Here is a 26,399-nt window from a genome sequence, read left to right as displayed (position 1 = left end):
TTTAAAAATCAGCATGGCTAACAAAAACGAAATGCATCAGGCCCTAGAGGCCGCTAAAGAACGGGCAGAAGGTGCCAGCTCATTGGCACGTGCGCTTCGCATTACGCCTCAAGCGGTAAACCAGTGGTTTGTCGTGCCGCCGGAACGCGTTTTGGAAGTAGAGCGCCTGACGGGTATCTCCCGTCACTTTCTACGCCCTGATGTTTTTGGCCCGCCTCTCGAATCTCCCGCATGTTCCTCTGCGGGTGATGCTGGAGCGTCCCTGCCGCCCTCGGACGCTCCAGCTTCTTTGTCGCAGGATAGAGCAGCGGTAGCTCAGTTGGTTCATACCCAACAGGTCGCGGGTTCGAATCCCGCTCCTGCAACCAGTTTCCAATCGCCTGATATCCTCCCATCGGGCGTAAAAGCCGGGGCGCGCCGTAAGGATGACGCCGGACGCGCCCCGGCTTCCTCTGTGCTGGGGAGTGCGATGTAATGATTTCATCGGTCGTTTCCTCGGCCTGTGGGCCACCTGGTTAACTTGATTTCTCAGTCGTACCGGCTGGGCTGACCAACTTCATCGAATCCTTAGACGAACTTTTTTCCTTGAAATTCTCAGGGTGTTTCCGTGCGCACAATTTCCGAGCAAGAACAGCGTTCCCTCAAGTCTGCCACCGATGGCGCATACATGCTGTCTGGCGGCATTTCCTGCATCGTGCCCTTCACCCGTGTCGGCGTGTCGACGCTTTCGAAGTACGCATCGTTTGGTGAGGAACATGCTGACAGCTTCATGCCGATTGATGTCGTGGTCGAGGTCGACCGACGCGCACAAACGCCGACGATCATAAAGGCTGCAGCCGGATTGCTCGGATATGAGCTTGTCCCGGCATCATCAGCATCGGGAAAATCCTCGGACGGTGCGCCACTTACTGAAATGGACGCACATCGCGTCATGTCCGAGGCGATGGACGTTTCGAAATCCATCGTTACGGCGCTGGAAGATGGACGCATTGACGCCGGTGAGAAGCGTGAAATCACCAAGGAAGTGCGCGAGGCTATCCGCGCGCTTGAAAATGTCTTGCGGCGTTTGGAGGCGGGGAAATGACTGCTGTTTCCTCACTCGTCGAGCAATGGTTGGCTGACCATGGCGGGCCCCGTCGTTTCGAAGCCGGTGTCAGGTCCAGTTTTGATGCCACGCAATATGAATTGCAGGGTTTTGGTGTCGAGGTTCGACGCAAGGGAAACCGCTTCGCCGTCAAGCGGGTCGATGGACGCTGGCAGGTCATGGGTTGGGAAAAGCTCGTCGAACTGCGCGACGATTTTCGCAAGTTGCATGGCAGGGAGCCGCTTCGGCGGATCGGCCCATGATCGCCCGTTTCCCACCGCGCGAAGTCGCGCTGATCGTTTGTGCCGCGTTGGTTGCTGAGTCACCCGTCGCGGCTTTTCTCATCTTCTTTCTGTTTCTTGCGGGGCGGTGACATGGACGCGCTAGTACCTGAAATGATCCGGATAGCCGATATCGATACGGGCAAGCGCCTGCGCGATGTGGATCCGGCGAAAGTCGAGGCGTTGAAACCGTCCTTTGCAGAGCTGGGCTTGCGGACGCCGATCACGGTTCGGGTGAATGACAGCAGGCGGAAGGATGCGCCACGCTATATTCTGTCGGCAGGTGCCCACCGGCTTGCTGCTGCACTGGCGCTTGGTTGGGAGGAAATCCCTGCATTTGTGCGCAAGGAAAGTGCGCTCGATGCCGAGCTTTGGGAGATCGACGAGAATCTTGCTCGTGCCGAGCTGACTCCAGCTGACCGCGCCATGTTTGTTTTCCGGCGTAAGGAACTTTACCTCCTGAAATATCCGGAAACGGGCCACGGTGGCGACCGCAAATCAAGCGGCCAAGTTGGCCACTTGGTCGACCGGGCAGAGCGTAAGAGTTTTGTTGCCGCCACGGCTGAACTGACCGGAAAGCCAGAGCGAAGCATTCGACGCGATGCCGAGCGCGGCGAGAAAATCTGCAAAGCTGCGCTGGACAAGTTGCGTGGCACCCGTCTCGATAACGGTGTGTCGCTGGATCGCCTCAAAGCCCTTCCGTCGGACGTTACCCAAATTGCGTGGGTCGAGGGCGCGCTGGCGGAAGAAAAGCGCATCAAGGTTGAAAGCAAGAGCATTCGCGCCCAGCAACAAAAGGTGCGGCATGCTGTCAGGCTTACCGAAATGGCGCTGACTGCCGAACGCGGCAAGGCGACGGCACCGGCAAAGCTGGATCGGCTTTATCCAGTCTATTATGCAGATCCGGCTTGGAAGTATCGGGTTCATTCGGAAGTGACGGGGCGCGAAAAAAGTGCCGAGAATCACTATCCGACGATGACCACCGACGAAATCGTCGCCCTGATGGTCGAACTGATCGGCGGCAATCATCCTGCAGTTCTTTTTCTTTGGGCAACCAATCCGATGTTGCCGGATTCGCTACGGGTCATGGAGGCTTGCGGCTTCACCTACGTTCATCACTGGGTCTGGGACAAGGTCGATATCGGCACCGGATACTGGGGCAGGGATCGTCATGAGCTGCTGCTTATTGGCAGGCGTGGCGAAGTGGCTTGCCCATTGCCGGAAATGCTGCCGCCGACGGTCTACGTCGAAAAGAAAGGCGAGCATTCCGCCAAGCCCGAATATTTCGCCGAGCAGATCGAGAGATTTTATCCGGATCTCCCAAAGCTGGAATTGAACGCGCGGCGCAAGCGTCCCGGTTGGGATGTATGGGGATATGAAGTCGATGGGAGGGCGGAATAATGCCCGCTTATCGATCCTCGGCAGAGGGTGAAATTCGTGACGCTGTTGTGGCCTTTTTGCGCCAGCAACGACCAGGCGCGCGCATCATCCACGAGATTAACGCCTCTTTCGGTGGAAACCGCATTGATGTGATGGCAGTCGACCGTGGTGAAATCATCGCAGTTGAAATCAAGTCGGCTAAAGACAAGCTTGATCGGCTCGATAGCCAGATGAACGCAATGCAGCGCGTCTCGCATCATGCGCTCGCCGTGTTGCACGAAAAATTCCTCGTTGAATATCCGACTAATGTGCATGCAGCCCATTTCGAGCGCAACGGCGAGTATTTCAGACACGATTGGCCAGAACAGTACAAGCACGACAGCAACATCTGGTGCTATCGGCAAAAAACGCGGGCCCTGAATGGGGATTACGACCGGCTTGGTAAATGGAAGGCCCCCCAGCAAGCGTTTTTTACCCCACTCCCAGACACTGCGCTGCAAATCCTCTGGCACGAGGAATTGCGAGATCTGTGCAACCTGTTGGCCGTTCCGGTTGGAAAGCGCTCCACAAACGCGGGCATGATTAACGCCCTGCGATGGCTTGCTAATGGGAGAAGTTTAACGCGCGGCATTTGTTGGACTTTGCGCGCTCGTACTTGCATCGAAGCTGACCCAGCAATCATTGTTCCGTTTGGCGAGGCAGCATGAGTGACACGATGTTACCCATTCTGCGCGCAATGCACGATGCTGGCACTGACGCCGAGCGCGCAGAGATTCTTTTGCTCTGCCCGGTAGCCATCATGTTGAAATACAGATCGGTACTGGAAAGCTCGTGTGAACGGCACGGGTTCTCGGCAGGGGCGGAATACCTGGCTTGCTTCTATGCCGCCATGCATCAGACCCGACATAGGGGAAGCCTGAAAGGTGCCGCTCTCAAGCATGCCGAAGGGCAATTGCTTCTCATCGCCGGACAGGTGATGCCATGAGCGCAGAGGCTATGGAACTCCGAAAAATTCGGGATCGGTATCGGGCGCTGGATGGCGCTCGCTGGCAACTTTGCTGTGTCGACAACAGGACGTTTGTCGAGGCGAAAACACGCAATGGCGAACTGATCGAAATTGCGAATTTTCATCCTGTTGCAACGCCCGATGAAATAGATTTTCTGGTTAGCGCGCCGGATATGGTTGGGTTTCTGCTTGGGCTCGTTGACCGCGTAATCGCAGCGTCTCGCAAGGCTGCGCCTGTCCATAAAAAACAGCGTGTTTCGAAGGACTTCGCGGCGGAAGCTGCCATGAAGTGCGACCAGGCTTCCTTCCGGATCTATCTGGAAGAACGGCACGGCGCTGACGGGCCTTTGACGGCTGAAACAGCAGTAGACGCATTGCGCGCCGTGCTGCGCATCAAATCAAGAAAAGAACTGAATATCGATGCCGCTGCAGCGGATCGGTGGTGCGACTTGCGCGCCGATTTCGAGGCGTGGCTGAGGGTGGGGCAATGACGATACATTCCGACATGGTAAAACCGCTGCGCGTTCTCGTGGCATGTGAGTTTTCCGGCACGGTGCGAAATGCATTCCTCGACGCGGGGCATGATGCGTGGTCGTGCGATCTGCTGCCAGCTGAGGACAAGACAAACCGTCATATTGTCGGTGATGCGCGGGATCTGCTGCGCGATGGCTGGGATCTGTTGATCGTCGCGCATCCGCCGTGTACGCGGCTTTGCAATTCTGGTGTGCGTTGGCTGACGGTGCCGCCGCGCGGCAAGACGGTCGAGCAGATCTGGCGCGAGCTGGATGATGCGGCAGAGCTGTTTTCGACGTTCTGGAACGCGCCCATTCATCGCGTGTGTGTCGAAAACCCTGTCATGCATAAGCATGCCAAGGCGCGGATCATAAACTATGCGCCACCCGCACAGAGTGTCCAGCCATGGCAATTCGGGCATGGCGAGGTCAAGCGGACCTGTTTCTGGCTGCGCAATCTTCCGCCGCTGACTGCGACCGACATCGTCGAGGGCAGGGAGGCGCGCGTGCATCGTATGCCGCCAGGTCCTGACCGTTGGCGCGAGCGTAGCCGATTTTTCACAGGGATAGCAGCCGCAATGGCTGACCAGTGGGGGCGATTGCCTGCCGCTCAATATCTGGAGGCCGCAGAATAATGGCTGACGAACCTACCATTCGGCGCGGCGTGCGCAACGCTCGCTATGCGGCCATCCCAAACCACGTGTTTGAAGAAACTCGCCTCTCTATGGAGGCAAGATGGCTTCTTGGTTACCTGTTGTCGAAGCCGGACAACTGGACCGTAGTTCTGCGTGACATCATCAATAAAGGTAATTGCGGTCGCGATAAGGCACGCCGAATGATCGCTGAGCTTGTCGAGTTGGGATATGCCCAGAAAGAGCAGGCGCGCGATAGTGGCCGTTTCAGCGCTCTGTCTCTGGTTATTTACGATGAGCCATTTCCAGTCGAAACCGTTGAAAGTGTTGCATCTTTACCGCAGACTGAAAATCCGTCGACGGTAAATCCGTCAACGGAAAAACCGGCGACGGTAAATCACCCCCTAGTAATAACTGATAATCTAGAAAAAACTGACTGTAGTTTTGAGAGAGCGCGCGAGAGCGATGACGATGGAAGGGAAAGCCGGAAATCGGTCGAGCGTTCGTTCAAGCGTGGTTTCCATGGTTGGCCCACAGCGATATCCGATAGCGAGCCTGAGGCTTTTCGCGTCTGGTTATCTTTGACGCCAGAGGAACGACAGGCGGCAGTCGATGAAGCTCCCCGCTATGTCGAGGCAGCGAAAGCGACGGGTCGGAAACTGGTTTGCTCCTATGCGGTTTATCTTCGCGAAAAACGATGGGAAAAACTTCCGGCCAAGGCCGCAGTCGAGCAGTCCGGATCAGCGCAGGCAGCGCCGTTGGGCAAGATGTGGGGTGCAAGGGTCTATGAGCTTTTGCTGAACGGTCCCACTCGTGTTGTCGGACTTACCCAGATCGAGAAAGGCTTGGTCGATAGCGGGCGCTATTCCGAGGAATATCTGCTGCACGATAAGCAGGCCAAGCAAGGTTTCCCGGCAGTCAACGAACTTTTCGAGCGTGCAGCAGGTGGGCGCGGTGCGCTTGTTCCAGCTCGCTTGCAGTCGATCAAGGATCTGCTCGTGCAGGTTCGCATTGGCGGCGACGAGTGGAAGGCATGGGCCGATTTCCACAGCCAGCAAGGCTGGCCATGGTTCCCTGATCCCGGCAATGCCGAGTGGGCTTATTTCCCGGCTGGTGGGCCGGACGGTTTGAATGGTTTCGAAATCGCACTGAGGGGATTGGGTGAAAATGATGGCAATTGACGCAAAGCAGATTGCAGACGCTTTCTCCAGACAGCCGACATTCGAGCAGGCTTGCGCTATCGACAAGGTGCTGGCAGAGCGCCGCAGGGTCGCGCGGATGAGGGCTGCGGCAGCGAATCGCGTGGGCGATGATTCTCCTTGGCTGGTGCTTCAGGTGATGTCAGGACGCGAACTTTCGGTGCGGGAAGCGCTCGGAAAAGAAAATATCGAAGTACTTGTCCCCATGAAAATGGGGCCAAAGATTCGCAGGCAAGGACGGGAGATACCGGCGAAAAAACAGCCGGTCATGAATGGTTATGTGCTTGCACGATGCATGATTTCGAACGAGTGCCTTGCTGGTCTACTGAGCTTCGAAAATGTTGTTTCGATCCTTGGTGGCTATGAAACGCCATTTCTGGTTAGTGCTGAAAAAGTCTTTGTTTTCAGAGCGAAAGCCGAAGATGGTCAGTACGATTACGAGCATTTTCACCGCAAGTTTATCGGGGTGAAATGGGCACGCGTTGCCGATGGTCCTTTTGCCGGTTGCCGTGCAGAACTGGTTTCGGGTGGCACAAAGGGTAATGGTCTGGTCGTGATCGAGGTTTCAATCATGGGCAGACCAGTTGCCATGACGGTGCCTATTGCAATTCTCGAACCGTTGTGAGCGTAATCTGCTCACGGGATGATCCGGTTTAGATAGTGATCCTCAATACACGGTAGCACGTGGGGACAAGTTCCTGAGGTGGCCACGCTCGGACCCCGCTCTGACAGTCTCAATCCAGAGACATCGATTCAGGGTCAGTGCGTAAGCCATGTCCAAATTTTGCCGAACGATGAGCGCCGAAAGGCGCTCTTTTCTTTTGTACTAAGGATAAACGGATTTGTTGAAAGGTCGGGCAATGATCAGAACCATCGACAATCGGCTGTTTGTCCTGATCGCACTGTTGCTGGTCATCTTCGCGCTGAGTGGATGCGCAAAGCATTTCTGCACCATGGATGACTATTTCAGCAGCAGTGCCTGCAAGTGACGTGGAATTGCTACCATGGCTACGATCACAGCTCACTGGGCTGACAAGCACCTCTCGCTTTTCGGATCAAGGATCGCGGTTCTCAATTCGCGATTTCCGAATGTTCTCCCTCGCATCGTTAATCAGGTGGGCAACCGGGCGAAAACGCAAGTTGTCCGAAACCTGACGAAGCAGACCGGCCTTGCGAGAAAAACTATCGTCAAGGCTATCGGAGATCCGGGCGTTGCTCGACCGGGCAAACTCTCATACGACATGACAACACGAGGCGGCGATATTCGCCTAAAATATCTTTCGCCTCGTGAACTACGTGCAGGCGTTTCCGCAAAGCCATTTGGTCAGCGGAAGTTGTTTGCGGGATCGTTTCTGAAGGGCGGACGCTTTCCGGGCCGCGTCAACGTTCCAAAGTTTTACGGCCACGCTTTCCATAGGCTGAACAAGTCTGGAACCAGGATCACCTACACCCGATCGGGCGTTTTCATACCGGTGGAAATGACCAAGGGCGCAACGAAATCGGCATTTGTGAGAACTGCGGCACCATTGCTGCAACAGCGTGTCGATGCTGCACTAAAGAAGCTACTGCCTTAGGAGATCGGGCGAGCGCGCCTTCGACCGATGAGCGGATTGAGGGGTGGGCGCACCCGACCGACCAATCCTGCCTCCATCTCCCCCTCCATTGGGTCCTTTTCCGGGTCTATCACCGGAGCGGGTGAGCGCGACTGCGGGATTTCGGTCTCTGTGAAATTTTACAGGGGGATTCCACCGCCCTTTGAATGGAATCGGAATCACATGGCCAAAGGGTATTCAGACGAGCTGCGCCAGCAGGTCATAGCCTTCATTGAGGAAGGCCATACCGTCCGGCAGGCAGCGGAAAAGTTCAATGTCAGCCCCAGCTTTGCTGCCAAATCGCACAAGAAGCACGTCGATCAGGTAGCGCAGCCGCTTTTGCCAGAGCAAGAGCCGGTCGAGGATGACGAAAAGCCTGAAAACGATGCCGAGATAACGGCGGCAGATCTCGCAGAGATCCTTGGTGTTTCGAAGCGGGCAATATCCGACTACGTCGAGCGTGGAATCATCGTGAAGACAGGTCGGAATCGCTTCGACCTGCGAAAGTCCGTCCAGCTTTACTGCGAGCACTTGCGCGGGATCGCGGCAGGTCGCGGCGGTGATAATGTCGATACGCTCGCAACCGAACGCGCCAGACTGGCGCGTGAGCAGGCCGACCAGGCTGCACTCCGAAATGCGGCGATGCGTAAGGAGCTGGTCCCGATTGCCGAGGTTCGCAACGAATGGGTTTCGATAGCCCGACGGGTCCGAAACGTGATGATGGCGGTTCCATCCAGATGCCGCCAGATGTTGCCCCACCTTACCACTTTCGATGTCGATCTGATCGACGAGGAAATTCGCACGGCACTTACAGAGCTTGGTGAAAAGGACGATGACGACGGCTCTGGCGATCTTGCGGCGGGCGGTGTGGGAAGCCCTGACACCGCCACCGAAACTGAAGCTCTCGGAATGGATTGAGCAAACAGTTTATCTGCCGGAGGGTGTTTCATCTCTCACGGGTCGGGTGAGGCTCTGGCCCCCGCAGCGCGAGATTGCCGACGCAATTGGCGATAGCGCGTTGGAGCGTGTCACTCTGGTGAAGCCGGTTCGCGTCGGCTTCACGACGCTGCTGACAAGCGCGATGGCAAGTTTCTGTTCGAATGATCCGTCACCGATCCTGTCGCTTCTGCCAACTGAGGCCGACTGTCGCGACTATATGGTTTCGGATGTCGAGCCGATCTTTGATGCCTCGCCCGCGCTCAACGGATTATTGACCGGCGATGTTGATGAGGGCGGCAGAAACACTCTGCTTTCCCGACGCTTTCCAGGTGGCTTTTTGAAAGTCATTGCTGCAAAGGCACCGCGCAACCTGCGCCGCCATAATGTACGCATCCTGTTTATCGACGAAGCGGATGGCATGTCGGCGACCAAGGAAGGTTCGCCGATCCTGCTCGCCGAGCGCCGCACCCTGTCGTTTGCGGATCGCAAGATCGTAATGGGGTCGACGCCGGTTTATGAGGAAACCAGCCATGTGCTGCAATCCTATGAGCAGTCGGACAAGAGAATTTATGAGGTGCCTTGCCCTGAGTGCGGGCACTTCCATGAGATCCAGTGGTCAGACATTCAGTGGCCGGAAGGTGAGCCGGAGAAAGCTTACTATGTTTGCCGGGAATGCGGCTCGGTTATCGATGAGCGCCACAAACCCGGTATGGTTGCGAATGGTCGCTGGCGGCCGCTGAAGCCGGAAGTCAAAGACCATGCAGGGTTTCGGATGAACGCCCTGATTTCGCTGCTACCGAATGCATCTTGGGGCCGGTTGGCGAAAGAGTTTGTCGGTGCGAAGAACGATCCGTCGAAGCTTCAAACCTTCATCAACACGATCCTTGCACAAGGCTGGAAGGAAAATACCGACGAGCTGGATGATATCGAGCTTGCAAGCCGCGCCGAAGAATTCAGCCTGGTTGCGGAAACTCCAGACGGTGACGATGCGACGGCCACGACCGGCATCCCTGTTCAGGTTCTCATCATCACCGCAGGCGTCGACGTGCAGGATGATCGATTGGAAATCACCTTCATTGGCTGGGACAAAGAGGGCATTCCATACGCCCTCGGACATGAGGTGATTTGGGGCCGATACGACAATCACACGACCTGGTCGGAATTGGATGTCTCGCTCGGCACGCAATGGGATCATCCGCTCGGCGGCAAGATCAAGGTTGATGCCACCTGCATCGACAGCTCGGACGGCGAAACGATGGAAACTGTCTATCGTTATGCATTCCCACGGTTTCGCAGGCGCGTGTTTGCGATCAAGGGCGTCGGCGGCAACCGGCCATGGATTGAGAAATCCAAGTCAACCGTGAAGGGTGGCAAGCTGTTCATCGTTGGCGTCGACGGCATCAAGAGCCACATTTTCGGTCGGCTGGCTCGTGCCAGTTCCATGCGCTTCTCGAAATCTCTGCCTGATGTCTGGTTTGAACAACTCGTGGGCGAGCAACTGGTCGTCAAATATTCGCGCGGACAAACGGTCCGGCAATTCGTGCCGGTGCCGGGTCGACGACACGAAGCTCTCGACTGCACGGTGTATGCCTTCGCCGCTCGACAGATGGTGAATGCGAATTGGGCGCACCGAGAGGGTGAGTTATCGACACCACCGGAAATCAAACCCGTTTCATCCCTTCCACAAATTGCACCTTCGGAGTGGTTATAATCGTGGCTTCAATTGACGATCAGATCGCAGCGCTTGAGGAAGCCATTCTTACGGGCGCGAAAAAAGTCATCTTCCACTCAGGCGGAACCCGCCGTGAGGTGGAGTATCATTCCTTGAAAGATATGCGGGAGGCGCTTGCGGATCTTCGGGCCCGTAAATCGCGTGGTCCTCGCACCATTCTGGCGGCGCTAGACTAATGGGTATCGGGAACATTCTTGATAAGGCCATCGGCTATGTGTCGCCGGAGGCAGGCTTGCGCCGTGTTCGTCACCGCGCTGCAATGGAGATTGTCCAGCGCAGCTATTCCGGTGCGGAAACCAATCGCCTGAAATCCGGTCGTCGCGCAAAATCGACATCGGCAGATGCCGAGATCGCGCGCGCCGGTCGCAAGCTCCGCGACCGTATGCGGGATCTGGTCCGCAATAATCCCTATGCGGCGAAAGCAGTTTCCGAGCTGGTCAGTCATGCCATCGGCGACGGCATTATCCCGCGCTCGAAAAACAAGGAAGCAATCAAGTTGTTCCAGGAATGGAGCAAGGTTTGCGATGCTGATGGCGATCTCGACTTCAACGGCATCGTTGCCCTGACAGTTCGGGAAATGTTTGAAAGCGGCGACGGTTTAGTACGCCGCCGCCGCCGTAGGCTGGAAGATGGACTTCCTGTGCCATTGCAATTGCAGGTCGTTGAATCTGACCTGCTCGATGGTACCAAAGAGGGCGTGCTGTCCGGTGGCGGCAAAGCAATTCAGGGGATCGAGTTCGACGCAATAGGCCGAAAGCGCGCCTACTGGATGTTTGGATCTCACCCCGGAAACAGCTTTTTCGATCCGCAATCGACCATCGTTTCGAAGCCGGTTCCGGCAGCTGATATAGCGCATGTCTTCGAAAAACAGCGCACGCAGGTCAGGGGCGTTCCATGGGGAACGCCAGCAATGGACGATACATTCGACCTTGCCGAGTATGAGCAGTCAGAGCTTGTCAGAAAGCGCCTTGAGTCCTGCATTGTCGGGGTGATGACAGGTGGTGACATAGACGACACGATAGGCATGCCGCTGACCAGCAAGGATGGTGATGCGACAACACCGGGCATTTACAATGTGCACGGGCAGCGTGTCGAAAAGTTCACGCCGGGCATGTTCTACAATGCGGTCGGCGGTCGAGATATGAAATTCTCACAGCCTGCCGTAACCGACAGCTACGATCCTTATAAAGTTTCGATGCTGCATACGATCTCAGCTGGTTGGCGCGTTCCCTACGCGCTCATGACTGGTCGGCTGGACAAGGTCAATTACTCGTCGAGCAAGATCGGTCTGGAAGGCTTCCGGCGCATGATATCAATGCTGCAATGGCATATCATCATACCGATGCTGTTGCAGCCGATGTGGGACTGGTTCTGTGAAGCTGCCTATCTCGCCGGGAAGATCAGCACCCCGACAGTGGCGGTTGATTGGTCGCCGCCGCGCTTCTACTCAGCGGACCCGCTGAAAGATGTGAATGCCAGGATCAAGGAAGTTCGCGCCGGTTTCCGCTCGCTGTCTTCCGCAATCGCCGAGACCGGTGAAAACACTGATGATGTGCTGGATGAAATAGCGTCGGACAATGCCAAGCTCGACAAGCGCGGCATCATCCTGGACAGCGATCCACGCCGCATATCGCAGGCAGGTCAAGTCCAGCAGCCCGTCGATACCGACGATCCTCCTGAGAAGGACGAAAACGATGACGAAACTTAACCTGCGCAAAATGCCGGACAGTCTGCCCATGCAGATGCAGGAAGTCCGGCTGTTGCCTTCCGGTGTCGATGCCGAAACGCGAATGCTGGATCTGGTATGGACCACCGGCGCAACTGTTCGTCGTCGCCGTTTTGCCGGTTGGGATACGGTAGTTCCCTTCGACGAGATCCTGATTGTCAGCGACAAGGCAATCGACCTGTCGCGGATGAATGCAGGTGCGCCGGTTCTGGATAGTCATTCTGTCTGGTCGACATTCTCACAGGTCGCCGTTGTCGAGCGGGCCTGGGTTGACGGTGGAGAGGGTAAAGCGTCGATCCGTTTTCCAAAAGCTGGTATCGACGAGCGCGCCGACCGCATGTTCGGCCTTGTCTCCGATGGCATCATCAAGAATGTATCGGTCGGCTATTCCATCGACAAGATTCGTATCGAGGAAGCCCAGAAAAAGGGCGAAGTCGAAAAGGTATTCGTCGAACGCTGGACGCCGAACGAAATTTCGTTCGTAACGGTTCCGGCAGATCCCGGCGCGCAGGTGCGTAATCATGCCGATATGTTCCCGCTCTTAGTTGACCGCAAGCCTTTCTCGACGTTTGCGGTATCGGCGCGGATGAGAATGGCGGAAGCCAGCTGCCGCCTCGCTTAATTCAGCAATCATCCATTTCCAGTTTGCCGCCTGCAATTCTCCGGGGTTGCAGGGCGACGGCGCTTGTTTTGCCCGGTACATAGAAGGAAACGCACACCATGAAAAAGGGTGGTTACATTTTCGCGACCGTCGCCGCAATTATTTGCGTCGGTCTGGCAATGGCGTTGTTCGCCGCAGATCCATCGCATGCAGCATCCCTCGATTATCGTGCTTTCGTACAGCCTGACGGAATGCACCTGATCGGTGCCAACGTTGCCTTGCTGGGTCTGCGTTCGAGGCTGAAAGAAATCACCGACCGTGCGGAAGCCACGCGCGCTCGCATTACCGACGACCTGGATGAAGATGCGGTTCGGGCAATCGAGCAGGAACATGCGGGTATTCTGGCTGAGGCCGATCAGGTCCGGTCGGATATAACCCGGATGGAAAATGAACAGCGCAATGCGCCGCCTGTCGATCAGTCTGTCCAAACGGCGGTTGAAGCGGGCGTTCGAGCAGAGCGTGAGCGGTCCAGCACGATTGAGGATCTGGCCACCCGTTCCGGCTTCCCGGATCTCGGTCGCGAGCATGTTCGTTCTGGCACGACCGTCGAGCAGTTCCGCAGCCTGCTTCTCGATCACATGGTCTCGAATGAGCGCCAGAGCCCGACCGACAGCCGGGTACGCGTCGATGTGGTCAATGATGAGGCTGTTACTCGCCGTTCTGCCCAGATTGAAGCGCTCGCCTATGGCCTAGGCGCACCCACGCCGCAGGCTGGTCCTTCCGCAGCGGCTCGCCAGTATATGGGCATGGGTCTCGTCGACCTCGCGGCAGAGAGTGTCAACTATCGTGGTCGCCGCATGATGAACGCGCGTGACATCGACGATGTGTTTACGCGCGCATCGCACTCGACCTCTGATTTCCCGACCATCTTCGAGGGTGCCGTAAATCGGACATTGGAACAGCGTTATGCGCTTGCCCAGCCAACGTTCCGGCGATTTGCGCGCCAGCGCAACTTCCGTGACTTCCGTCCTGACACCACTGTTAAGGTCGGCGATTTCCCGCTCCTGAAAAAGGTGTTGGAAAATGGCGAGATCAAATATGGCTCGTTCGGTGAAGGCAAGGAGCAGGTACAGGCGTTCAGCTACGCCATCGCTCTGAACGTCAGCCGTCAGATGCTGATCAATGATGATCTGGGCGCAATCTCTGATCTTCTGACCAGCTATGGCGCTTCAGTCGCGCTGTTTGAGGAGGTCACTTTCTATGCGGGTGCCTTCAACGGAAATCTCGCTGATGGAAAGTCGGTGTTCCACGCGGATCACAAGAACCTTGCCGGTACACCGTCAGCAATTACCGTCGACAGCGTCGGTGATGGCCGCAAGGCAATGAGCAAGCAAAAGAGCTTAGACGGCAATCCGTTACTGTCGAACGCTGCTCGCATTATGCTGGTGGGTCCGGACAAGCTGACTGAAGCCGAAAAGCTTCTGGCCTCAATCACGCCCGCGACGGTTTCCACCGTCAACATCTTTTCAGGTAAATTTGAGCTGATCGAGTCGAACCAGATCCAGGGCAACGCCTGGCATCTGTTTGGCGAACCTTCGGCAGGCTCGAACTATCGCTGGGGTTATCTGGAAGGCTACGAGGCACCGCGCGTGCGCATGGATGAGCCGTTCGGGCGTCAGGGTTTCAGCATGTCTGTTGAACACGACTTCGGCTGTGGCGCGACCGACTACCGCTTTGGCTACAAGAACGCCGGGGCCTGATCGAAATAGGGCGGGTCATTTAGATCCGCCATCCTTTCCGCTCTGATCCTTCATAAGGAAGAACTCCCATGAAAAACTATATTCAGCCCGGTGATAGCATCACCGTCCCGGCTCCGGCTGACGTGAAGTCTGGCGATCTGGTTGTTGTCGGCGATCTGTTCGGCGTTGCCCAGTTCTCCGCAAAAGCTGGCGAAGATGTTGAAATCTCAACCAAAGGGGTCTTCGGGTTGCCGAAGGTTTCCGCGCAAGCGTGGGCCGTGGGTGCCAAGGTCTATTACGTCGCTGCTGACAAGAATATCTCCACGGCTGCGAGCGGTAATACATTCATCGGTCACGCCACCGAAGCGGCGGCGAACCCTTCCGACTTCGGCGCGGTGCGTCTTTCGGTATAAGTGACATGGCGAACTGGCGAAAACTGGAAGCTATGGTCGATCAAAAGATGACCCGTAGCTACGGCGAGTCGGTTCGCCTGTCCTTCTTGAAAGGACAGGTCGCCGATCCTGACCGGCAGATGGTCGAGATCAATGCGCTGCTACATGTCGGCGGCGATGATTCACGCGCACCGGGCCCGGCACCATCTGGAACCTATCGATCTCGCCTGTCGCTTGGCGAGGCAGAACTGTTTCTGGATCGTTCAACCTATACCGGTCCAGATCCGAGAGTTGGTGATAAGGTTCGCGCAAATGATCGGGCGGGCAGACCGTGGTTCGAAGTTGCTGCAATTTCGGATCGATATAGCAATCTCATCGTTTTGAAACTGGGGCAGCTCTGATGTCTGTTGGTCGTATTGCGCTCCGGATTGCGACAATCGGTGCCTTGAATGGCGCTACGTCCGTCGGTTCTAACGTTCTCGACAGTGAAATAGGGTCGATTGACGTGGCGGCTGATGAAAGCCTGCGCACCAATCAGGAAAAGCCATTTATTTCGGTCTATACCGACGGATCAAAGGCGGAAGATCTGAGCGGCGCGCGACGGCTCTGGCAGAACGGGCTTACTGAACTTCTGATCGAAACCGGCATTGCGGCTTCGATGACGGAAACCGATCAGGAAACCGGCGAGAGTACTATCATCGGCGGGATACCAGCTACCGATTCCGCATTTGAACTTTTCCTCGACGTGGTGGATCGAGAGGCTGTCGCCGCATTGATGGATCCCGATAATCCATGGGCTGAGATCTGGCGCACGCTTGTCCGCGATATCGTGAAAGTCGAGCGCAGGCGAACCGCAGACGCTGAAACCGGCACCCGCATGGCGGCGCATCAGCAAAGCATCACCTGCGATCTTCTTCCAGATCCTGTTTTCGGCGAGCCGGTTGCGCCGACTTCCGTCTGGCAGAAGCTGCTCAATCAAATGGAAGCCGTGGAGCATCCATATTTGGAGGCCTTGCAAGAATTGATGGGGTTGGCCGTCACCCAGCGGAATTCAATAGAGCAGCGCCGACGGTTTGGTTTCACGCTGGATGAGGCGAGGGCGCTTTGTGATCTCCCCCCGCTCGCAGCGGAAGCGACAGAGCCAGACATTTCGCGGATCGATTTCGAGAAAATCTGATGGCTGACACTCTTGCTGATATTCTGGTCGAGCTGCAACGCCGACTGTTCGAGGTCGAGCGCCGCCTGGCTAATCATCGTCGAACTGGTGTGATTGATGAGATAGACCATGGAAAGGGTGTCGCCCGTGTGAAAATCGAAGGCGGCGAGCAACCTTTCCGAACCGGCTGGATCCCATGGAAGGAAATCGCAGCTGGTGGGATCTCGACACATATCCCGCCAACGGTCGGACAGCAGGTTGATGTCATGTCGGAAAGCGGTGACCTGACTGACGGCGTCATCGATTTCTCGACACATTCGAACGCGAACCCACGCCCGCATGACGGGCCGGACGCTGTTATCGTCAAGGGTGGGGTGCGCTTCTTCATCAGCGACGACACTGTCACGATTGATGCAGCAAACATCACTTTTACAGCGTCTAACGGAAACCTTGCCTGATGCCATTGATCGTTCGTCTCGGTGATACCTCCAGTCATGGCGGCACCGTAATTTCGTCTGCTGACAAGTGGAGCTGCGAGGGAAAGCTCATCGCCAGAAAGGGCGATCTGCATTCCTGCCCCATTCCCGGTCATGGCGTAACGCCGATTGTGTCGGGATCATCAAAATTCATCTGCGAAGGCGATCCCGTGGCGCGAACCGGCGACACAACAGGTTGCGGCGCTAGTCTCATTTCTGGCGCGACCAAGTGGTCGTGCGACTGACCAAAGGAGAACAGGCGATGAAAGTCATCGTGAAGGAAAGCGGCTTTTACGGCGGCACCTATTACATAGCCAAGGCCACGGAGCAGGAAATGCCGGATGCTGTCGCCAGACCATTCATGGCTCCTTACGGTCATCAACTTGAAAAGCCGTCCGACCGACAAAAGGTCGCGCGCCCGGTCAAGGATTAAGCCATGTCGTCGCTCGGCTTTTCGAACATGGATGGTTCACTGCTGGCGGGCTTTGACCATGTTCGGCAGTCGATTGAGGTCATCCTGACAACGCCGGTTGGATCTCGCGTGATGCGTCGGGACTTTGGTTCCGAGCTGATGGGCCTGATCGATAGACCGATGAATGACCGCGTCATTCTCGGCATCTATTCAGCCTGCGCTATGGCAATTGCGAAATGGGAACCGCGCTTTGCGGTAACCGGCATAAACATTGGCGACCTGACCGCACAGGGCGTCATCGATCTCCAGATACGGGGTGTCTATTACCCGAACGGTCACAAGGGCGATTTTTCAGTGACCGAAGGCGAGACCTCCACGAACATCACAATAGCAAGGACTATGTCATGAGCCGCTTTGTTGCGCCGAACCTGGCTGACCTTGGCGATGTTCCAAGTGTCGTCGCGGTGGATTTTGAGGAAATCAAGTCCTCACGCGATGAATATCTGGTGGCTGCTCTGGAGCGGTTCGGCGTTGCTTACGATGTTGAGAAGCTTGAAACCGATCCCATGGTCATCGCCTTTTCAGAGGGTGGCGGCTATCAGGAAATGAAGTTTCGCCAGCGGGTCAATGAAGCTATCCGCGCCCTGTCTCTGGCAACCGCCATCGGCGGTGACCTTGACCATATCGCAGCGACTTATGCCGGAATCTCGCGTCTTGTCTACGACAACGCTGAGGATGATCAGCCGGAAAATTCGCAATGGGATCCGGTTCTCGGCAAGTGGGTCGAGCTGGACGACATTTTCCGATCCCGGATACTGCTTGCTTTCGAAGCGTTCTCAACCGCAGGCCCCGAAGGTGCGTATGCCTTTCATGCCCTGGAGCTGGATGGAAAGCGGGATATCGCTGATGTCGCTGTCTATTCCGAGGAAGATGCTGCGACCTACACGAATTGGCTTCATGCAGACGCCTATTCAATGGGACTGATCCCAAACCCGTTTTCCGGTCGCAATACCGGTGATCCGGTGCTTGCGCCGGAAATCCTCGTCGTGATCCTTCCGACGGTAACCTATGGGCCCACTGACCAGCCATTGTTGAATCGGGCTTTTCAAGCAGTAACACCAAAGGATGTGCGGCCTATCGGCGACAACGTTCGTATCGAGCCTGCGACAGTCACGGCCTACGATATCGAGGTCACTCTTTATTATGCGCCGGGTGTTGATGTGTCGGCGATGGCGGCGGAAGCGAAAAAGCGGCTGACCGCATATGCAGCATCGCGTCGGCGCATTGGTTTGGCCGTCCAGCGCGAGGTTATTGGTGGTCGCGCGGCGGTCGATGACAATGTCACTGTCGAAGTTGTTTCGCCTGCCGCTGATATCGAACCGGGTTCGAAAGGCGTCGGGCAAGTTGGATCGATCACGGTCAATACGGTTCAAACACAAGGATCGTGGCAATGACGGCAGATGAAGCGATAGATGCTGTTGCAGATCTCGCGCGGTCCATTCTTCCTGCGCGTTCTTCGCCACTGACTGTCGCTTTGCTCGCTGCCGAACTGGCACGGATTGCGACGGTTGATCCCACCGTTATTGCGACGATCTGGAACCCCGCGACCTGTCCCAAGGTGCTGCTGCCATACCTCGCCATGGGGGTATCGGTCGATGTCTGGTCCGCTGATTGGTCCGAAGCGCAACAGCGCAGGGTGATTGCAGCGTCGCCTATGGTGCACCGTCTTAAAGGCACTCGCGGCGCGGTTGAGCGAGCACTGGCCGCTTTTGAGCTGGAAACCCGGATTGTCGAATGGTGGGAGGATGGATCCAGACGCGGAACGTTCCGTGTCGAAATCCTTTATCGCAATGGCAGCCCGGTTTTCGATCTGGATACACAAGCGGCAGCGATAGCGTCGGTTGATGCGGCCAAACCCAAATCCCGAGTGTTTGCCACACGCGCAGTCGTGCAGGCACGGGGGCCTCTTTATGTCGGCGCATTTCTGAGAACGAGGCTGACAGCTATTGCTCATCCATTTGCATTTGAACCGCCCGTACTCAGGGCAACCGGTTATGTCGCTGGAGCGCCGTGCGCGTTTCTATCGGTGACTGCTCACTACAAGGTTTAAGAATATGGCTCAAAACACGTTCGCGTTGATGACGAACCTTGGTCGCGCAAAAGAGGCGGCGGCTATCGCAAATGGAACTGCGGTCGTTATCACCCATATTGCTATCGGTGATGGCACAACTGTTCCGTCGGGTGGTGAAACTACGCTTTATCATGAGATCGCACGAAAGGCTGTCTCTGGTCACGGTACTGTCGTTGGCGCTTCGAATGTTGCCTATTTCGATATATTTCTGGAGGCTGGCGAGGGGCCATATACCATTCGTGAGGCAGGGCTGATCGATGACGATGGCGATCTCATAGCCATTGCTCGTTATGATCCACCGATCAGTAAGCCAATCCCTTCCAGCGGACAGACGGTCGAGGGAACTATTCGGCTTGAGGTGGCGTTCTCTAATATCGCGAACATAACCATTGTCGTCGATCCTGCATTCAAGGTCGCGCTACAGCGTCTTAACCGGTTGCCATGGTTGCCCGTAATCTCCATGACGCTAACAGCTCCACCAGCTTCGCCATCAGTTGGTGATCTGTACCTTATTCCAATAGGAGCAACTGGCGCTTGGTCGGGGCAATCCGGAAAGATTGCTGAATATACTTCCGCAGGTTGGGGAATAATGACGCCCCCGGATGGGCATGGGGTCAGTTTGCCTGACGGGCGTGTTTTCGAAAAGGTGAGTGGCGTCTATGTCGAGAAGCTCGCGCTTGATGCTCAGTCTGGGAAGTGGTCCTTCGCGGTGGCGGCAGGCACAGCGAATGCGTTGACCGCAACACTAACGCCAGCGCCTGCGGCTTTGGTTGCCGGCCTGACGCTACGGCTGAAAATCGCCGCGTCGAACACTGGCCCTGCTACACTCAATCTCAACGGGATTGGTGCCAAGCCTATTTTACAGGCAGCGGGTTCGGTATTGAAACAGAATGACCTCGTATCCGGTCAGGTTGTGGATTTGATCTTTGATGGGGTCGGATTCCAGGTCGCCAATCTCAATCCATCACTTACCCGATCTCGGAACATACTTGTGTACCGCAACGTCGGCACGACAGAGTGGGTTGTTCCGGAGGGTGTTTTTTCAGTGCGCGTTTGTGTCTGGGCTGGCGGTGGCGGTGGCGGTGGCGCGACATCTGGCGGGGCTGGCGGTGGCGGTGGCGGTGGCGGATACGCAGAGGGGATTTATAACGTATTACCGGGCGCAACGATCCCTATCACTATTGGTGGCGGCGGTGCCGGAGGTGACGCGACGGGTAGTGTTGGCGCGTCTGGTGGGGCGTCATCGTTCGGAACCTTGTTGTCAGCCACGGGTGGCTCCGGAGGTCGCGGATGGTTCAGTGGAACTCCAAATCCGGGTACTGGTGGGGCGGGCGGAACGGGCGTCGGTGGGCTACTAAATGTCGAAGGCGGTCGTGCTGCAAACGGATACCTGGACATCCTATATGGCAGCGGCGGTGGCGGGTCTTATACGTCCGCCGGAACGCCTATGTCGGTCACTGGCGGTACGTTCCGCAATTTCCCCGGGGTCGGCGGCGGTGGTGGCGCGAAAGCAACAGGCGGTGCGCAGGGCGCGGACGGTTTGATCGTCATCGAATTTTAAGAGGGTATCATGAGATTTGCTCGTATCGACAATTCAACAGTTGTAGAGATCATTGACCTTGGTGATCGGACGCCATCCGATTGCTTTCATGCTGACTTCGCAGATCAGTTTGTTGCTGTGGGAGCCGATGTCGAGGTAGGATGGCATATTGAAGGTGGCGAGTTTTCACCGCCTGTCATGCCGCAGACGAATCTCGTTCAGCTGAAATCATGGCTGAAAAATGAGGTTGATGCCGCAGCCGAAACAGAACGCCTGAAATACATCACGCCGGGCGATGGTCAGGCCATGACCTATCAACAGAAGGTCACGGAAGCTCAAGCCCTCAAGGCAACATCAAACCCGCAGGTTTCTTATTACCCGCTCCTTTCATCCGAGGTGGGCATTACTGCTGAAACCTTATCCGATGTGGCCGATATCGTTTTGGCTGCGTTTGCAATGTGGCAACAAATCGGTGCAGCGATTGAAGGCATTCGACTTGGAGCGAAGATAGATATCGACGCTGCCGCTGATGAAGCGACGGCGCACGCAATTGTTGATGCGATAGAGTGGCCGCAACCGGCACTCTGATTTTTCCCTGAAAACCCGACCCATTGAGGTCTAAATCCAAGGAGTGCCACAATGGCATCTGTGTCCTTTCACCATGGCACGCGTGTATTCGAAAGTGCCGAAACCCCGCTTTTGGTGCGCATTGCGCGCACTGCTGTCATCGGCCTGATCGGCACCGCACCCGATGCTGACCCTCTACTGTTCCCGCTGAATAAACCGGTGCAGATCCTGCGCCCGCAGGATGCGTCGACTCTCGGCAATGCAGGTACGCTGAAAAACGCTATCGACAGCATTTTCGACCAGGTTGGCTGTCCGATTATTGTGGTTCGGGTCGAGGAAGGCGAAACCACTGCGGAAACCTGGTCGAACCTCATCGGCGACCAGACAGCATTCACCGGTGTCCATGCCTTCCGTCGCGCGTCGTCCGACGGTTTGTATAAGCCTAAACTGCTGATCTCTCCCGGCTTTACCCAGACCTCGCCCGCCGATGGCATTGCCTCGATCAATGTGACCGCAGGCGGCACCGGTTACGACGTTGACACGACAACGGTCGCGGTCACAGGCACCGGATCCGGTGCTGTTGCTGAGGCTATTGTCACCGAAGGCGCGATCACTGCGATCATCGTTCGCAAGGCTGGCTACGGCTATACCGGAACGCCGGGTGTTACAATCACCGGCAAGGCTGGCTCCAAGGATGCGACCGCAACCGCCAATATCGGATCGGTCATGAACCCGGTGGTTGCCGAGCTGATGGGTGTGGCGGAAAAGCTGAAAGCCGTTGCTTATGTCGACGGGCCGGACACGACCGATCAAGCGGCGGTGCAGTATCGCGGGCTCATTAATTCTGGGCGTATCGCGATTTGCGATCCGAAGGTATTGAAGTTCGACACGGAACTTGATGCCAATGTACCGGCCCCATCCTCGCCGATCTTTGCCGCCAAGCAAGCGAAAATGGATCTGGAGCAAGGCTTCTGGTGGTCGGGTTCGAATGTCGGTATCTCCGGTATTGTCGGCGTCAATCGTCCTATCGAATATGGCGACCAGTCGAACTACCTCAACGAAAACCGGGTCAACACTATCGTCAACATCGATAATACCGGCTTCCGGCTCTGGGGTGTCTGGACCTGCGCTGCAGAACTTCTCTGGCAGTTCATTTCCGTACGGCGCACTGCTGACGCCATCAATGAAGCACTGGAAAAGGCATATCTCGAATTTGTCGACAAGCCGTTCTCCCGCGCCAATCTGAAATTCATGGTCGAGGGCGGACGCGCATTCCTCCGGCAGATGGAAGCGGAGGGCGCAATTCTGCCTGGTCATGATTGCTGGCTGCTGGATACGAACACCGACAACGATATGGCGCAAGGCATCATCAAGCTTGGTGTGAAGTTCGAACCGCCTGCGCCGATGGTCGATATCCGTATCACGGCATACCGCAACATCGCGAGCTATACGCTGCTGCTCAACCAGGTTGCGCAGGAAATCACTTCCGGATCGGCTGGCTAACTGCCAGCCCTTTCCGCTCAAATTCTCCTACTTCAACATCATTAAGGGGTTAGGCTCATGTCTGACATGCCGCGTTATATCCTGCGGAACTGCACCATATTTGCAGACCGCGTTTCGAAGATCGGGCAGGCAAGCGAGATCACGCTGCCAGTTCCGACGGAAAAGGTCGAGGAACTTCGCAATGCCGGTATGGTGCTGCCGATTGATGTCCCGATGGGTTACGAAAAGATGGAGGCGAGTTTCAAGCTCTCCGGCTTTGACCCGCAGGTTATTACTTTGTTCGGCTTGGAGGTCGGTTCCGAACGCGAGTTCATGGTGACGGGTGCGCTCGTGCATGAGGACGGCACCGTCGTCAATGCAACCGCCTATATTCGCGGTCGTCTCATCAAAAACGATCATGGTGCCTGGAAGCCGGGTGACATGGCCGAGAACGATTTCTCGATCACGCTTCGTTATTACAAGCTGGAAGTCGAAGGGGCCACCCTGATCGAAATGACGCCGTTTGACGTGTCCATCGGCGGCACGTCTCGCACGCAATCCATCCGCAGCGCGCTTCTCGCGTAACGTTCGCCAGTTCGACAAGGATCGACAATGTCTGAACCCGTAAAAGTGAAGCTCTCGACGACCTACAAGCTTGCTGGCGTCGAGACGGACGAAATCACTATTCGCGAACCGAAGGTCGCGGATCTCATCACGGTCGAAAGTGTCTCTAATGGCGGCGGCAATAACGCCGTACTCACCCTGATGATTGCGCAGCTCTCCGGTGCAACTCAACCCGAAATCGCACAGTTCTCGATCAGTGATTACAAGAGGTGCAGCAAGATCGTCACCCCTTTCTTGATCGAGGCGAGCGCGGATGGCGACGCCTGACCATCTGGCTTAGCCAGAACCTTTACACCCCGATATCGACGTTTCTGGAAATGACGCCGCAGGAAGTCTTGCTGTGGCGTGATGAGGCTGTCGACCTGATGAAAGCTAAGAGGAAATAATGGCTGTCCTGAGTTCCAAGCTTGTTGTTTCGCTTGTCGATCAGATCACCGGTCCAGCTCGCGGTGTTGCTGCTGCGCTTGACGGTCTTAACCGTCGTGCCAGCAGAACCACGTCCGCGATCATGGGGGCCGGTGGCGGCTTTTCTGTCGGGGCTCTGGCTCGGAATTTAGCGGCCATAGGTCTCGGTTACGTCGGCGTTCGTGAAGGCATCGGCGGCACCGTCGGTGCTGCCATGAAATTCGAGGAAGCGTTCGCCGATGTTCGCAAGGTCGTCGACGGCACGCCTGCGCAATTGTCAGTCGTTCGATCCGAGATCCTTGGATTATCCAAGGAACTCCCGGTCACCGCTGACGGCCTCGCCTCGATCTATGCTGCTGCCGGTCAATCCGGTGTTGCCTTGCAGGAACTGACAAAGTTCTCGGAAATGGCGGCAAAGGTCAGTGTGGCGTGGGATACGTCGCAGGGGGAAACCGGCGACGCGTTGGCAAAGATCAAAACTCAGCTCGGTTTCAACGTCGACCAGATCGGCTTGCATGCAGATGCCATCAATCATCTTGCGAACAACACCGCATCGGCTGCTCGTGATCTCGTCGAGTTCGATAAGCGGGTTGCCGCAACCGGCAAGATGTTCGGCTTTTCCGATACACAGACACTCGCTTTCGGTGCGTCCATGATTTCGGCAGGTGCCGAGGCCGAAGTTGCGGCTACTTCGTTCCGCAATATGGGGCGCGCACTGACGAAAGGTGAGCAGGCGACAAAGTCACAGCGTTTGGCATTTGCAAAGCTTGGCCTCGATTCCGTCAAGGTATCTAAGAACATGCAGAAAGATGCGCTCAAAACCACGTTGAACGTGATTGAGCGGATCCAGCAGCTGCCGAAAGACCAGCATATCAGTATTGCGTCCGCCTTGTTCGGCGATGAGGCGCGCGCGCTCATGCCGATCATCGCCGATACGAAAGAGCTTCGCCGCGAGCTTGCGATGATCGGCAGTGAGGCAAACTACAGCGGATCTGCGTTTCAGGAATATATGGTTCGGGCTGAAACGACCGCGAACGCCTTGCAGTTGCTTGGAAACAAGATCAAAGCCTATGGCATCGGCGTGGGTGACAGCTGGCTACCGACGATCAAGGATATGAGTCTTGGTATCGGCGACGTGCTGGACACGCTGGATAAACGTGTGGGTGTCATCGACAAGATCGAAATGGCTGTCAAAGGCTTGATGAGCGGTTTCGGTTATGGCGGCGACGGTGGTACGCGCCAGCTTATCAATGATCTGGGTGATCTGCTGTTTGGCGAGGCATTCAAGGGCGACGGTACTCAGGTCGATCAACGTATGATTGATCTCGCCAAGCTCTCGAACAATTTCCGCAAGATCGGCCTCGACCTGAAAGCCTTCGCCAAGGATATCGGGTCTGGCGATATTCTGGGTGCTGCCGGGAATATTTCGGAAGCTCTTAGCAAGATGTCGGGCTCTGCTACCGTCATTAGCGCACTCGGCATTGCTGCCGCAGGCGCAGCGATGTTGACCTTGGGGAGAGGCATCACCCGACTTGCGTTCTCTCCATTTGGCCGGATTGGGTTGGCAGCTGCTACGGCAATCACACTGATTGATGCGGTAAAGGGTGCGAACAGCATTGGCGAGTTTGCAGATAACCTGACGAAACTCTCGTTAGTGGATTGGGTGACAATTGGGGCAGGCCTTTTGGCTGTTGCGGGGCCATTGCTCGAATTGAGGAATCTGATTGCAGGAACGGCTGCTGCGGGTGCGGCTTCTACTGTCGCGGGCGGTGGAACCGCAGCAGCGGGTGGAGCGAGTACGGGATGGCTTAGCCGTATTTTGGGAGCTGGCGGCGGGACTGGTGGAATGGTCGCTCGTGGCGGCTTATGGGGGCTTGTCGCCTACGGGTTCTATAAGGGCCTGGAAGCAAAGGGACCGTCGGATCCGCGCTACATTGACCCGGAGTTTTTTGTAGAGAAATCGAACGAGCAAAAGGTCAAGGTGGGATCTGGTGTAGGACAGATAGTGCCCGCAGCGCCGCTGCCTAATCAGCCTGCGCAAAATGCACCACAGCCCTTTAGCCTTGGGGCTATTTGGGATGCTCTGACCGCACCGTCGCCGACTGCCGGTATTAGCAAAGGTCCGACGGATGTTTCAATTGTCGACACCCCATCTGTTTCGATCTCAAATCCGGTCCAGACAATGCCGAGCGGAACGCAAGATGTACGGGTTACCAATCCGCAACCGGCTCCCGTGGTGACGGTTCATATGAACGTGCAAACAGGTGCTTCGCCGGAACAGATCGCGTCTCAGACGGCACAAGCGGTCGCTGCTCAATTCCGCGCAGCGTCGGGCGGCGCATATTCAGATGGGGGAATGTAATGGCAATTCCAATGTGTCTGGGGCCATTTATGTTTCATTCCTTGCGCTTCGGCTATAAAGGGCTGAAACGGGATCTTTCCACTCGTTGGGCCGATATCAGCACTGTAGGCGGGTTGAACCGCCTGCAGTGGACTGGCGGTGATGATGACCGCACCACGATTGAGGGAGTTTTGTTCCCGCATGAGTTCGGTGGATTGGCGGTGCTGGAGGGCCTTCGCGGGGCGGCGACTGCCGGAACTGTATTGCCGCTTATTACGCTAGCAGGAAATGTCTACGGTATGCATGTGATCGAAGGTATTAGTGAAGATCAATCGTATCATACTGCGCTCGGTCATCCGAGAATGGACGTTTTTCGTATCCAGCTCAAGCGCTATAGCGGTGGCAGCTTCTCGCCGATTTCAGTTATTCAGTCACTATTCGGGTGATGCC

General features: G+C 56.2%; 33 protein-coding genes, 1 tRNA gene and 1 pseudogene. All 35 read left to right on the top strand.

Features of this window, described 5'->3' with window-relative positions; translation table 11 throughout:
- Positions 1 to 13 precede the first annotated feature (13 nt).
- Positions 14 to 157 (top strand): annotated as a pseudogene (locus tag OANT_RS27430) (transcriptional regulator); the annotation flags it as partial.
- Positions 158 to 293: 136 nt separating this feature from the next.
- Positions 294 to 368: transfer RNA gene (locus tag OANT_RS12060), tRNA-Met, on the top strand.
- A gap of 239 nt (positions 369 to 607) precedes the next feature.
- A complete protein-coding gene (locus tag OANT_RS12055) occupies positions 608 to 1,084 on the top strand; it encodes a phage regulatory CII family protein (protein ID WP_012092191.1) in 477 nt (158 codons plus the stop codon).
- Complete coding sequence (locus OANT_RS12050) at positions 1,081 to 1,347, top strand: hypothetical protein (RefSeq protein WP_041545164.1); 267 nt, start codon at positions 1,081 to 1,083, stop codon at positions 1,345 to 1,347. Before OANT_RS12055 ends, OANT_RS12050 begins: the two co-directional genes overlap by 4 nt.
- A gap of 111 nt (positions 1,348 to 1,458) precedes the next feature.
- Positions 1,459 to 2,766, top strand: a complete 1,308-nt coding sequence (locus OANT_RS12045; RefSeq protein ID WP_012092189.1) for an MT-A70 family methyltransferase — start codon at positions 1,459 to 1,461, stop codon at positions 2,764 to 2,766.
- Positions 2,766 to 3,452: an NERD domain-containing protein gene (locus OANT_RS12040; RefSeq protein WP_012092188.1), complete on the top strand. Its 687-nt coding sequence runs from the start codon at positions 2,766 to 2,768 to the stop codon at positions 3,450 to 3,452. The genes OANT_RS12045 and OANT_RS12040 overlap by 1 nt, the downstream gene beginning before the upstream one ends.
- Positions 3,449 to 3,730, top strand: a complete 282-nt coding sequence (locus OANT_RS12035; protein WP_012092187.1) for a hypothetical protein — start codon at positions 3,449 to 3,451, stop codon at positions 3,728 to 3,730. The genes OANT_RS12040 and OANT_RS12035 overlap by 4 nt, the downstream gene beginning before the upstream one ends.
- Positions 3,727 to 4,242 (top strand): hypothetical protein, encoded by a 516-nt coding sequence (locus tag OANT_RS12030; RefSeq protein WP_012092186.1) that lies wholly within the window; start codon positions 3,727 to 3,729, stop codon positions 4,240 to 4,242. The genes OANT_RS12035 and OANT_RS12030 overlap by 4 nt, the downstream gene beginning before the upstream one ends.
- A complete protein-coding gene (locus OANT_RS12025) occupies positions 4,239 to 4,898 on the top strand; it encodes a hypothetical protein (RefSeq protein ID WP_012092185.1) in 660 nt (219 codons plus the stop codon). Before OANT_RS12030 ends, OANT_RS12025 begins: the two co-directional genes overlap by 4 nt.
- Complete coding sequence (locus OANT_RS12020) at positions 4,898 to 6,076, top strand: LvrA C-terminal domain-related protein (RefSeq protein WP_012092184.1); 1,179 nt, start codon at positions 4,898 to 4,900, stop codon at positions 6,074 to 6,076. Before OANT_RS12025 ends, OANT_RS12020 begins: the two co-directional genes overlap by 1 nt.
- Positions 6,063 to 6,719, top strand: a complete 657-nt coding sequence (locus OANT_RS12015) for a transcription termination/antitermination NusG family protein (protein WP_080514323.1) — start codon at positions 6,063 to 6,065, stop codon at positions 6,717 to 6,719. The genes OANT_RS12020 and OANT_RS12015 overlap by 14 nt, the downstream gene beginning before the upstream one ends.
- A 235-nt stretch (positions 6,720 to 6,954) precedes the next feature.
- A complete protein-coding gene (locus OANT_RS27155) occupies positions 6,955 to 7,083 on the top strand; it encodes a hypothetical protein (RefSeq protein WP_255412134.1) in 129 nt (42 codons plus the stop codon).
- Positions 7,084 to 7,098: 15 nt separating this feature from the next.
- Positions 7,099 to 7,668 carry a hypothetical protein gene (locus OANT_RS12010; RefSeq protein WP_012092182.1) on the top strand — a complete coding sequence of 190 codons (570 nt, stop codon included), beginning with the start codon at positions 7,099 to 7,101 and terminating at the stop codon, positions 7,666 to 7,668.
- 201 nt (positions 7,669 to 7,869) lie between these two features.
- Positions 7,870 to 8,604 carry a terminase small subunit gene (locus OANT_RS12005; protein WP_041545162.1) on the top strand — a complete coding sequence of 245 codons (735 nt, stop codon included), beginning with the start codon at positions 7,870 to 7,872 and terminating at the stop codon, positions 8,602 to 8,604.
- Complete coding sequence (locus OANT_RS12000) at positions 8,519 to 10,336, top strand: phage terminase large subunit family protein (RefSeq protein ID WP_012092180.1); 1,818 nt, start codon at positions 8,519 to 8,521, stop codon at positions 10,334 to 10,336. Before OANT_RS12005 ends, OANT_RS12000 begins: the two co-directional genes overlap by 86 nt.
- A gap of 2 nt (positions 10,337 to 10,338) precedes the next feature.
- Positions 10,339 to 10,533 carry a phage head-tail joining protein gene (locus OANT_RS11995; RefSeq protein ID WP_041545160.1) on the top strand — a complete coding sequence of 65 codons (195 nt, stop codon included), beginning with the start codon at positions 10,339 to 10,341 and terminating at the stop codon, positions 10,531 to 10,533.
- Positions 10,533 to 12,065 carry a phage portal protein gene (locus OANT_RS11990; RefSeq protein WP_012092179.1) on the top strand — a complete coding sequence of 511 codons (1,533 nt, stop codon included), beginning with the start codon at positions 10,533 to 10,535 and terminating at the stop codon, positions 12,063 to 12,065. The genes OANT_RS11995 and OANT_RS11990 overlap by 1 nt, the downstream gene beginning before the upstream one ends.
- Positions 12,052 to 12,705, top strand: a complete 654-nt coding sequence (locus tag OANT_RS11985) for an HK97 family phage prohead protease (RefSeq protein ID WP_041545157.1) — start codon at positions 12,052 to 12,054, stop codon at positions 12,703 to 12,705. Before OANT_RS11990 ends, OANT_RS11985 begins: the two co-directional genes overlap by 14 nt.
- Positions 12,706 to 12,803: 98 nt before the next feature.
- Positions 12,804 to 14,444 carry a phage major capsid protein gene (locus OANT_RS25090; RefSeq protein ID WP_049768403.1) on the top strand — a complete coding sequence of 547 codons (1,641 nt, stop codon included), beginning with the start codon at positions 12,804 to 12,806 and terminating at the stop codon, positions 14,442 to 14,444.
- Positions 14,445 to 14,512: 68 nt separating this feature from the next.
- The gene (locus tag OANT_RS11975; protein WP_012092178.1) at positions 14,513 to 14,836 is read left to right on the top strand and encodes a DUF2190 family protein; all 324 of its coding nucleotides are present in this window, start codon (positions 14,513 to 14,515) and stop codon (positions 14,834 to 14,836) included.
- Positions 14,837 to 14,841: 5 nt separating this feature from the next.
- A complete protein-coding gene (locus tag OANT_RS11970) occupies positions 14,842 to 15,216 on the top strand; it encodes a hypothetical protein (RefSeq protein ID WP_012092177.1) in 375 nt (124 codons plus the stop codon).
- Entirely contained in the window at positions 15,216 to 15,992 is a 777-nt protein-coding gene (locus OANT_RS11965; RefSeq protein WP_012092176.1) for a hypothetical protein, read from the top strand. The genes OANT_RS11970 and OANT_RS11965 overlap by 1 nt, the downstream gene beginning before the upstream one ends.
- Positions 15,992 to 16,429, top strand: coding sequence for a phage baseplate assembly protein V (locus tag OANT_RS11960; RefSeq protein WP_012092175.1), 438 nt, complete (start codon positions 15,992 to 15,994; stop codon positions 16,427 to 16,429). Before OANT_RS11965 ends, OANT_RS11960 begins: the two co-directional genes overlap by 1 nt.
- On the top strand, positions 16,429 to 16,692 hold the full coding sequence (locus OANT_RS11955) for a PAAR domain-containing protein (protein ID WP_012092174.1): 264 nt from the start codon (positions 16,429 to 16,431) through the stop codon (positions 16,690 to 16,692). Before OANT_RS11960 ends, OANT_RS11955 begins: the two co-directional genes overlap by 1 nt.
- A gap of 17 nt (positions 16,693 to 16,709) precedes the next feature.
- Positions 16,710 to 16,880 (top strand): hypothetical protein, encoded by a 171-nt coding sequence (locus OANT_RS26735; protein WP_158304329.1) that lies wholly within the window; start codon positions 16,710 to 16,712, stop codon positions 16,878 to 16,880.
- A 3-nt stretch (positions 16,881 to 16,883) separates the two neighbouring features.
- Positions 16,884 to 17,267, top strand: coding sequence for a GPW/gp25 family protein (locus OANT_RS11950; protein ID WP_012092173.1), 384 nt, complete (start codon positions 16,884 to 16,886; stop codon positions 17,265 to 17,267).
- Positions 17,264 to 18,313 (top strand): baseplate assembly protein, encoded by a 1,050-nt coding sequence (locus OANT_RS11945; RefSeq protein WP_012092172.1) that lies wholly within the window; start codon positions 17,264 to 17,266, stop codon positions 18,311 to 18,313. Before OANT_RS11950 ends, OANT_RS11945 begins: the two co-directional genes overlap by 4 nt.
- Complete coding sequence (locus tag OANT_RS11940; RefSeq protein ID WP_012092171.1) at positions 18,310 to 18,969, top strand: phage tail protein I; 660 nt, start codon at positions 18,310 to 18,312, stop codon at positions 18,967 to 18,969. Before OANT_RS11945 ends, OANT_RS11940 begins: the two co-directional genes overlap by 4 nt.
- A 4-nt stretch (positions 18,970 to 18,973) precedes the next feature.
- On the top strand, positions 18,974 to 20,551 hold the full coding sequence (locus OANT_RS25085) for a phage tail-collar fiber domain-containing protein (protein ID WP_012092170.1): 1,578 nt from the start codon (positions 18,974 to 18,976) through the stop codon (positions 20,549 to 20,551).
- Between the two features lie 9 nt (positions 20,552 to 20,560).
- A complete protein-coding gene (locus OANT_RS11925; RefSeq protein WP_012092169.1) occupies positions 20,561 to 21,118 on the top strand; it encodes a hypothetical protein in 558 nt (185 codons plus the stop codon).
- 51 nt (positions 21,119 to 21,169) lie between these two features.
- On the top strand, positions 21,170 to 22,600 hold the full coding sequence (locus OANT_RS11920; RefSeq protein WP_012092168.1) for a phage tail sheath subtilisin-like domain-containing protein: 1,431 nt from the start codon (positions 21,170 to 21,172) through the stop codon (positions 22,598 to 22,600).
- Positions 22,601 to 22,657: 57 nt separating this feature from the next.
- Positions 22,658 to 23,164, top strand: a complete 507-nt coding sequence (locus tag OANT_RS11915) for a phage major tail tube protein (RefSeq protein ID WP_012092167.1) — start codon at positions 22,658 to 22,660, stop codon at positions 23,162 to 23,164.
- Between the two features lie 27 nt (positions 23,165 to 23,191).
- Positions 23,192 to 23,470 carry a phage tail assembly protein gene (locus tag OANT_RS11910; protein WP_012092166.1) on the top strand — a complete coding sequence of 93 codons (279 nt, stop codon included), beginning with the start codon at positions 23,192 to 23,194 and terminating at the stop codon, positions 23,468 to 23,470.
- A 118-nt stretch (positions 23,471 to 23,588) separates the two neighbouring features.
- Positions 23,589 to 25,970: a phage tail tape measure protein gene (locus tag OANT_RS25080; protein ID WP_012092165.1), complete on the top strand. Its 2,382-nt coding sequence runs from the start codon at positions 23,589 to 23,591 to the stop codon at positions 25,968 to 25,970.
- The gene (locus OANT_RS11900) at positions 25,970 to 26,395 is read left to right on the top strand and encodes a phage tail protein (protein ID WP_012092164.1); all 426 of its coding nucleotides are present in this window, start codon (positions 25,970 to 25,972) and stop codon (positions 26,393 to 26,395) included. The genes OANT_RS25080 and OANT_RS11900 overlap by 1 nt, the downstream gene beginning before the upstream one ends.
- Positions 26,396 to 26,399: the final 4 nt, after the last annotated feature.

It is taken from the genome of Brucella anthropi ATCC 49188 (assembly GCF_000017405.1).
GTDB lineage: Bacteria > Pseudomonadota > Alphaproteobacteria > Rhizobiales > Rhizobiaceae > Brucella > Brucella anthropi.
The sequence above is the reverse complement of the archived record's forward strand: the minus strand, read 5'-3'. Positions and strand labels throughout refer to the sequence as shown.

Excerpts from the sequence above, each read along its gene's own strand:
- OANT_RS11965 (WP_012092176.1), top strand. The coding sequence starts at position 15,216 with ATGTCTGTTGGTCGTATTGCGCTCCGGATTGCGACAATCGGTGCCTTG.
- OANT_RS11940 (WP_012092171.1), top strand. The coding sequence starts at position 18,310 with ATGACGGCAGATGAAGCGATAGATGCTGTTGCAGATCTCGCGCGGTCC.
- OANT_RS25090 (WP_049768403.1), top strand. The coding sequence starts at position 12,804 with ATGAAAAAGGGTGGTTACATTTTCGCGACCGTCGCCGCAATTATTTGC.
- OANT_RS11900 (WP_012092164.1), top strand. The coding sequence starts at position 25,970 with ATGGCAATTCCAATGTGTCTGGGGCCATTTATGTTTCATTCCTTGCGC.
- OANT_RS12020 (WP_012092184.1), top strand. The coding sequence starts at position 4,898 with ATGGCTGACGAACCTACCATTCGGCGCGGCGTGCGCAACGCTCGCTAT.
- OANT_RS11985 (WP_041545157.1), top strand. The coding sequence starts at position 12,052 with ATGACGAAACTTAACCTGCGCAAAATGCCGGACAGTCTGCCCATGCAG.
- OANT_RS12050 (WP_041545164.1), top strand. The coding sequence starts at position 1,081 with ATGACTGCTGTTTCCTCACTCGTCGAGCAATGGTTGGCTGACCATGGC.
- OANT_RS12030 (WP_012092186.1), top strand. The coding sequence starts at position 3,727 with ATGAGCGCAGAGGCTATGGAACTCCGAAAAATTCGGGATCGGTATCGG.
- OANT_RS11975 (WP_012092178.1), top strand. The coding sequence starts at position 14,513 with ATGAAAAACTATATTCAGCCCGGTGATAGCATCACCGTCCCGGCTCCG.
- OANT_RS25085 (WP_012092170.1), top strand. The coding sequence starts at position 18,974 with ATGGCTCAAAACACGTTCGCGTTGATGACGAACCTTGGTCGCGCAAAA.
- OANT_RS12000 (WP_012092180.1), top strand. The coding sequence starts at position 8,519 with ATGACGACGGCTCTGGCGATCTTGCGGCGGGCGGTGTGGGAAGCCCTG.
- OANT_RS12045 (WP_012092189.1), top strand. The coding sequence starts at position 1,459 with ATGGACGCGCTAGTACCTGAAATGATCCGGATAGCCGATATCGATACG.
- OANT_RS11925 (WP_012092169.1), top strand. The coding sequence starts at position 20,561 with ATGAGATTTGCTCGTATCGACAATTCAACAGTTGTAGAGATCATTGAC.
- OANT_RS11990 (WP_012092179.1), top strand. The coding sequence starts at position 10,533 with ATGGGTATCGGGAACATTCTTGATAAGGCCATCGGCTATGTGTCGCCG.
- OANT_RS11970 (WP_012092177.1), top strand. The coding sequence starts at position 14,842 with ATGGCGAACTGGCGAAAACTGGAAGCTATGGTCGATCAAAAGATGACC.
- OANT_RS11945 (WP_012092172.1), top strand. The coding sequence starts at position 17,264 with ATGAGCCGCTTTGTTGCGCCGAACCTGGCTGACCTTGGCGATGTTCCA.
- OANT_RS27155 (WP_255412134.1), top strand. The coding sequence starts at position 6,955 with ATGATCAGAACCATCGACAATCGGCTGTTTGTCCTGATCGCACTGTTG.
- OANT_RS25080 (WP_012092165.1), top strand. The coding sequence starts at position 23,589 with ATGGCTGTCCTGAGTTCCAAGCTTGTTGTTTCGCTTGTCGATCAGATC.
- OANT_RS11915 (WP_012092167.1), top strand. The coding sequence starts at position 22,658 with ATGTCTGACATGCCGCGTTATATCCTGCGGAACTGCACCATATTTGCA.
- OANT_RS12040 (WP_012092188.1), top strand. The coding sequence starts at position 2,766 with ATGCCCGCTTATCGATCCTCGGCAGAGGGTGAAATTCGTGACGCTGTT.
- OANT_RS11955 (WP_012092174.1), top strand. The coding sequence starts at position 16,429 with ATGCCATTGATCGTTCGTCTCGGTGATACCTCCAGTCATGGCGGCACC.
- OANT_RS26735 (WP_158304329.1), top strand. The coding sequence starts at position 16,710 with ATGAAAGTCATCGTGAAGGAAAGCGGCTTTTACGGCGGCACCTATTAC.
- OANT_RS11910 (WP_012092166.1), top strand. The coding sequence starts at position 23,192 with ATGTCTGAACCCGTAAAAGTGAAGCTCTCGACGACCTACAAGCTTGCT.
- OANT_RS12005 (WP_041545162.1), top strand. The coding sequence starts at position 7,870 with ATGGCCAAAGGGTATTCAGACGAGCTGCGCCAGCAGGTCATAGCCTTC.
- OANT_RS11920 (WP_012092168.1), top strand. The coding sequence starts at position 21,170 with ATGGCATCTGTGTCCTTTCACCATGGCACGCGTGTATTCGAAAGTGCC.
- OANT_RS12015 (WP_080514323.1), top strand. The coding sequence starts at position 6,063 with ATGATGGCAATTGACGCAAAGCAGATTGCAGACGCTTTCTCCAGACAG.
- OANT_RS12035 (WP_012092187.1), top strand. The coding sequence starts at position 3,449 with ATGAGTGACACGATGTTACCCATTCTGCGCGCAATGCACGATGCTGGC.
- OANT_RS11950 (WP_012092173.1), top strand. The coding sequence starts at position 16,884 with ATGTCGTCGCTCGGCTTTTCGAACATGGATGGTTCACTGCTGGCGGGC.
- OANT_RS11960 (WP_012092175.1), top strand. The coding sequence starts at position 15,992 with ATGGCTGACACTCTTGCTGATATTCTGGTCGAGCTGCAACGCCGACTG.
- OANT_RS12010 (WP_012092182.1), top strand. The coding sequence starts at position 7,099 with ATGGCTACGATCACAGCTCACTGGGCTGACAAGCACCTCTCGCTTTTC.
- OANT_RS12025 (WP_012092185.1), top strand. The coding sequence starts at position 4,239 with ATGACGATACATTCCGACATGGTAAAACCGCTGCGCGTTCTCGTGGCA.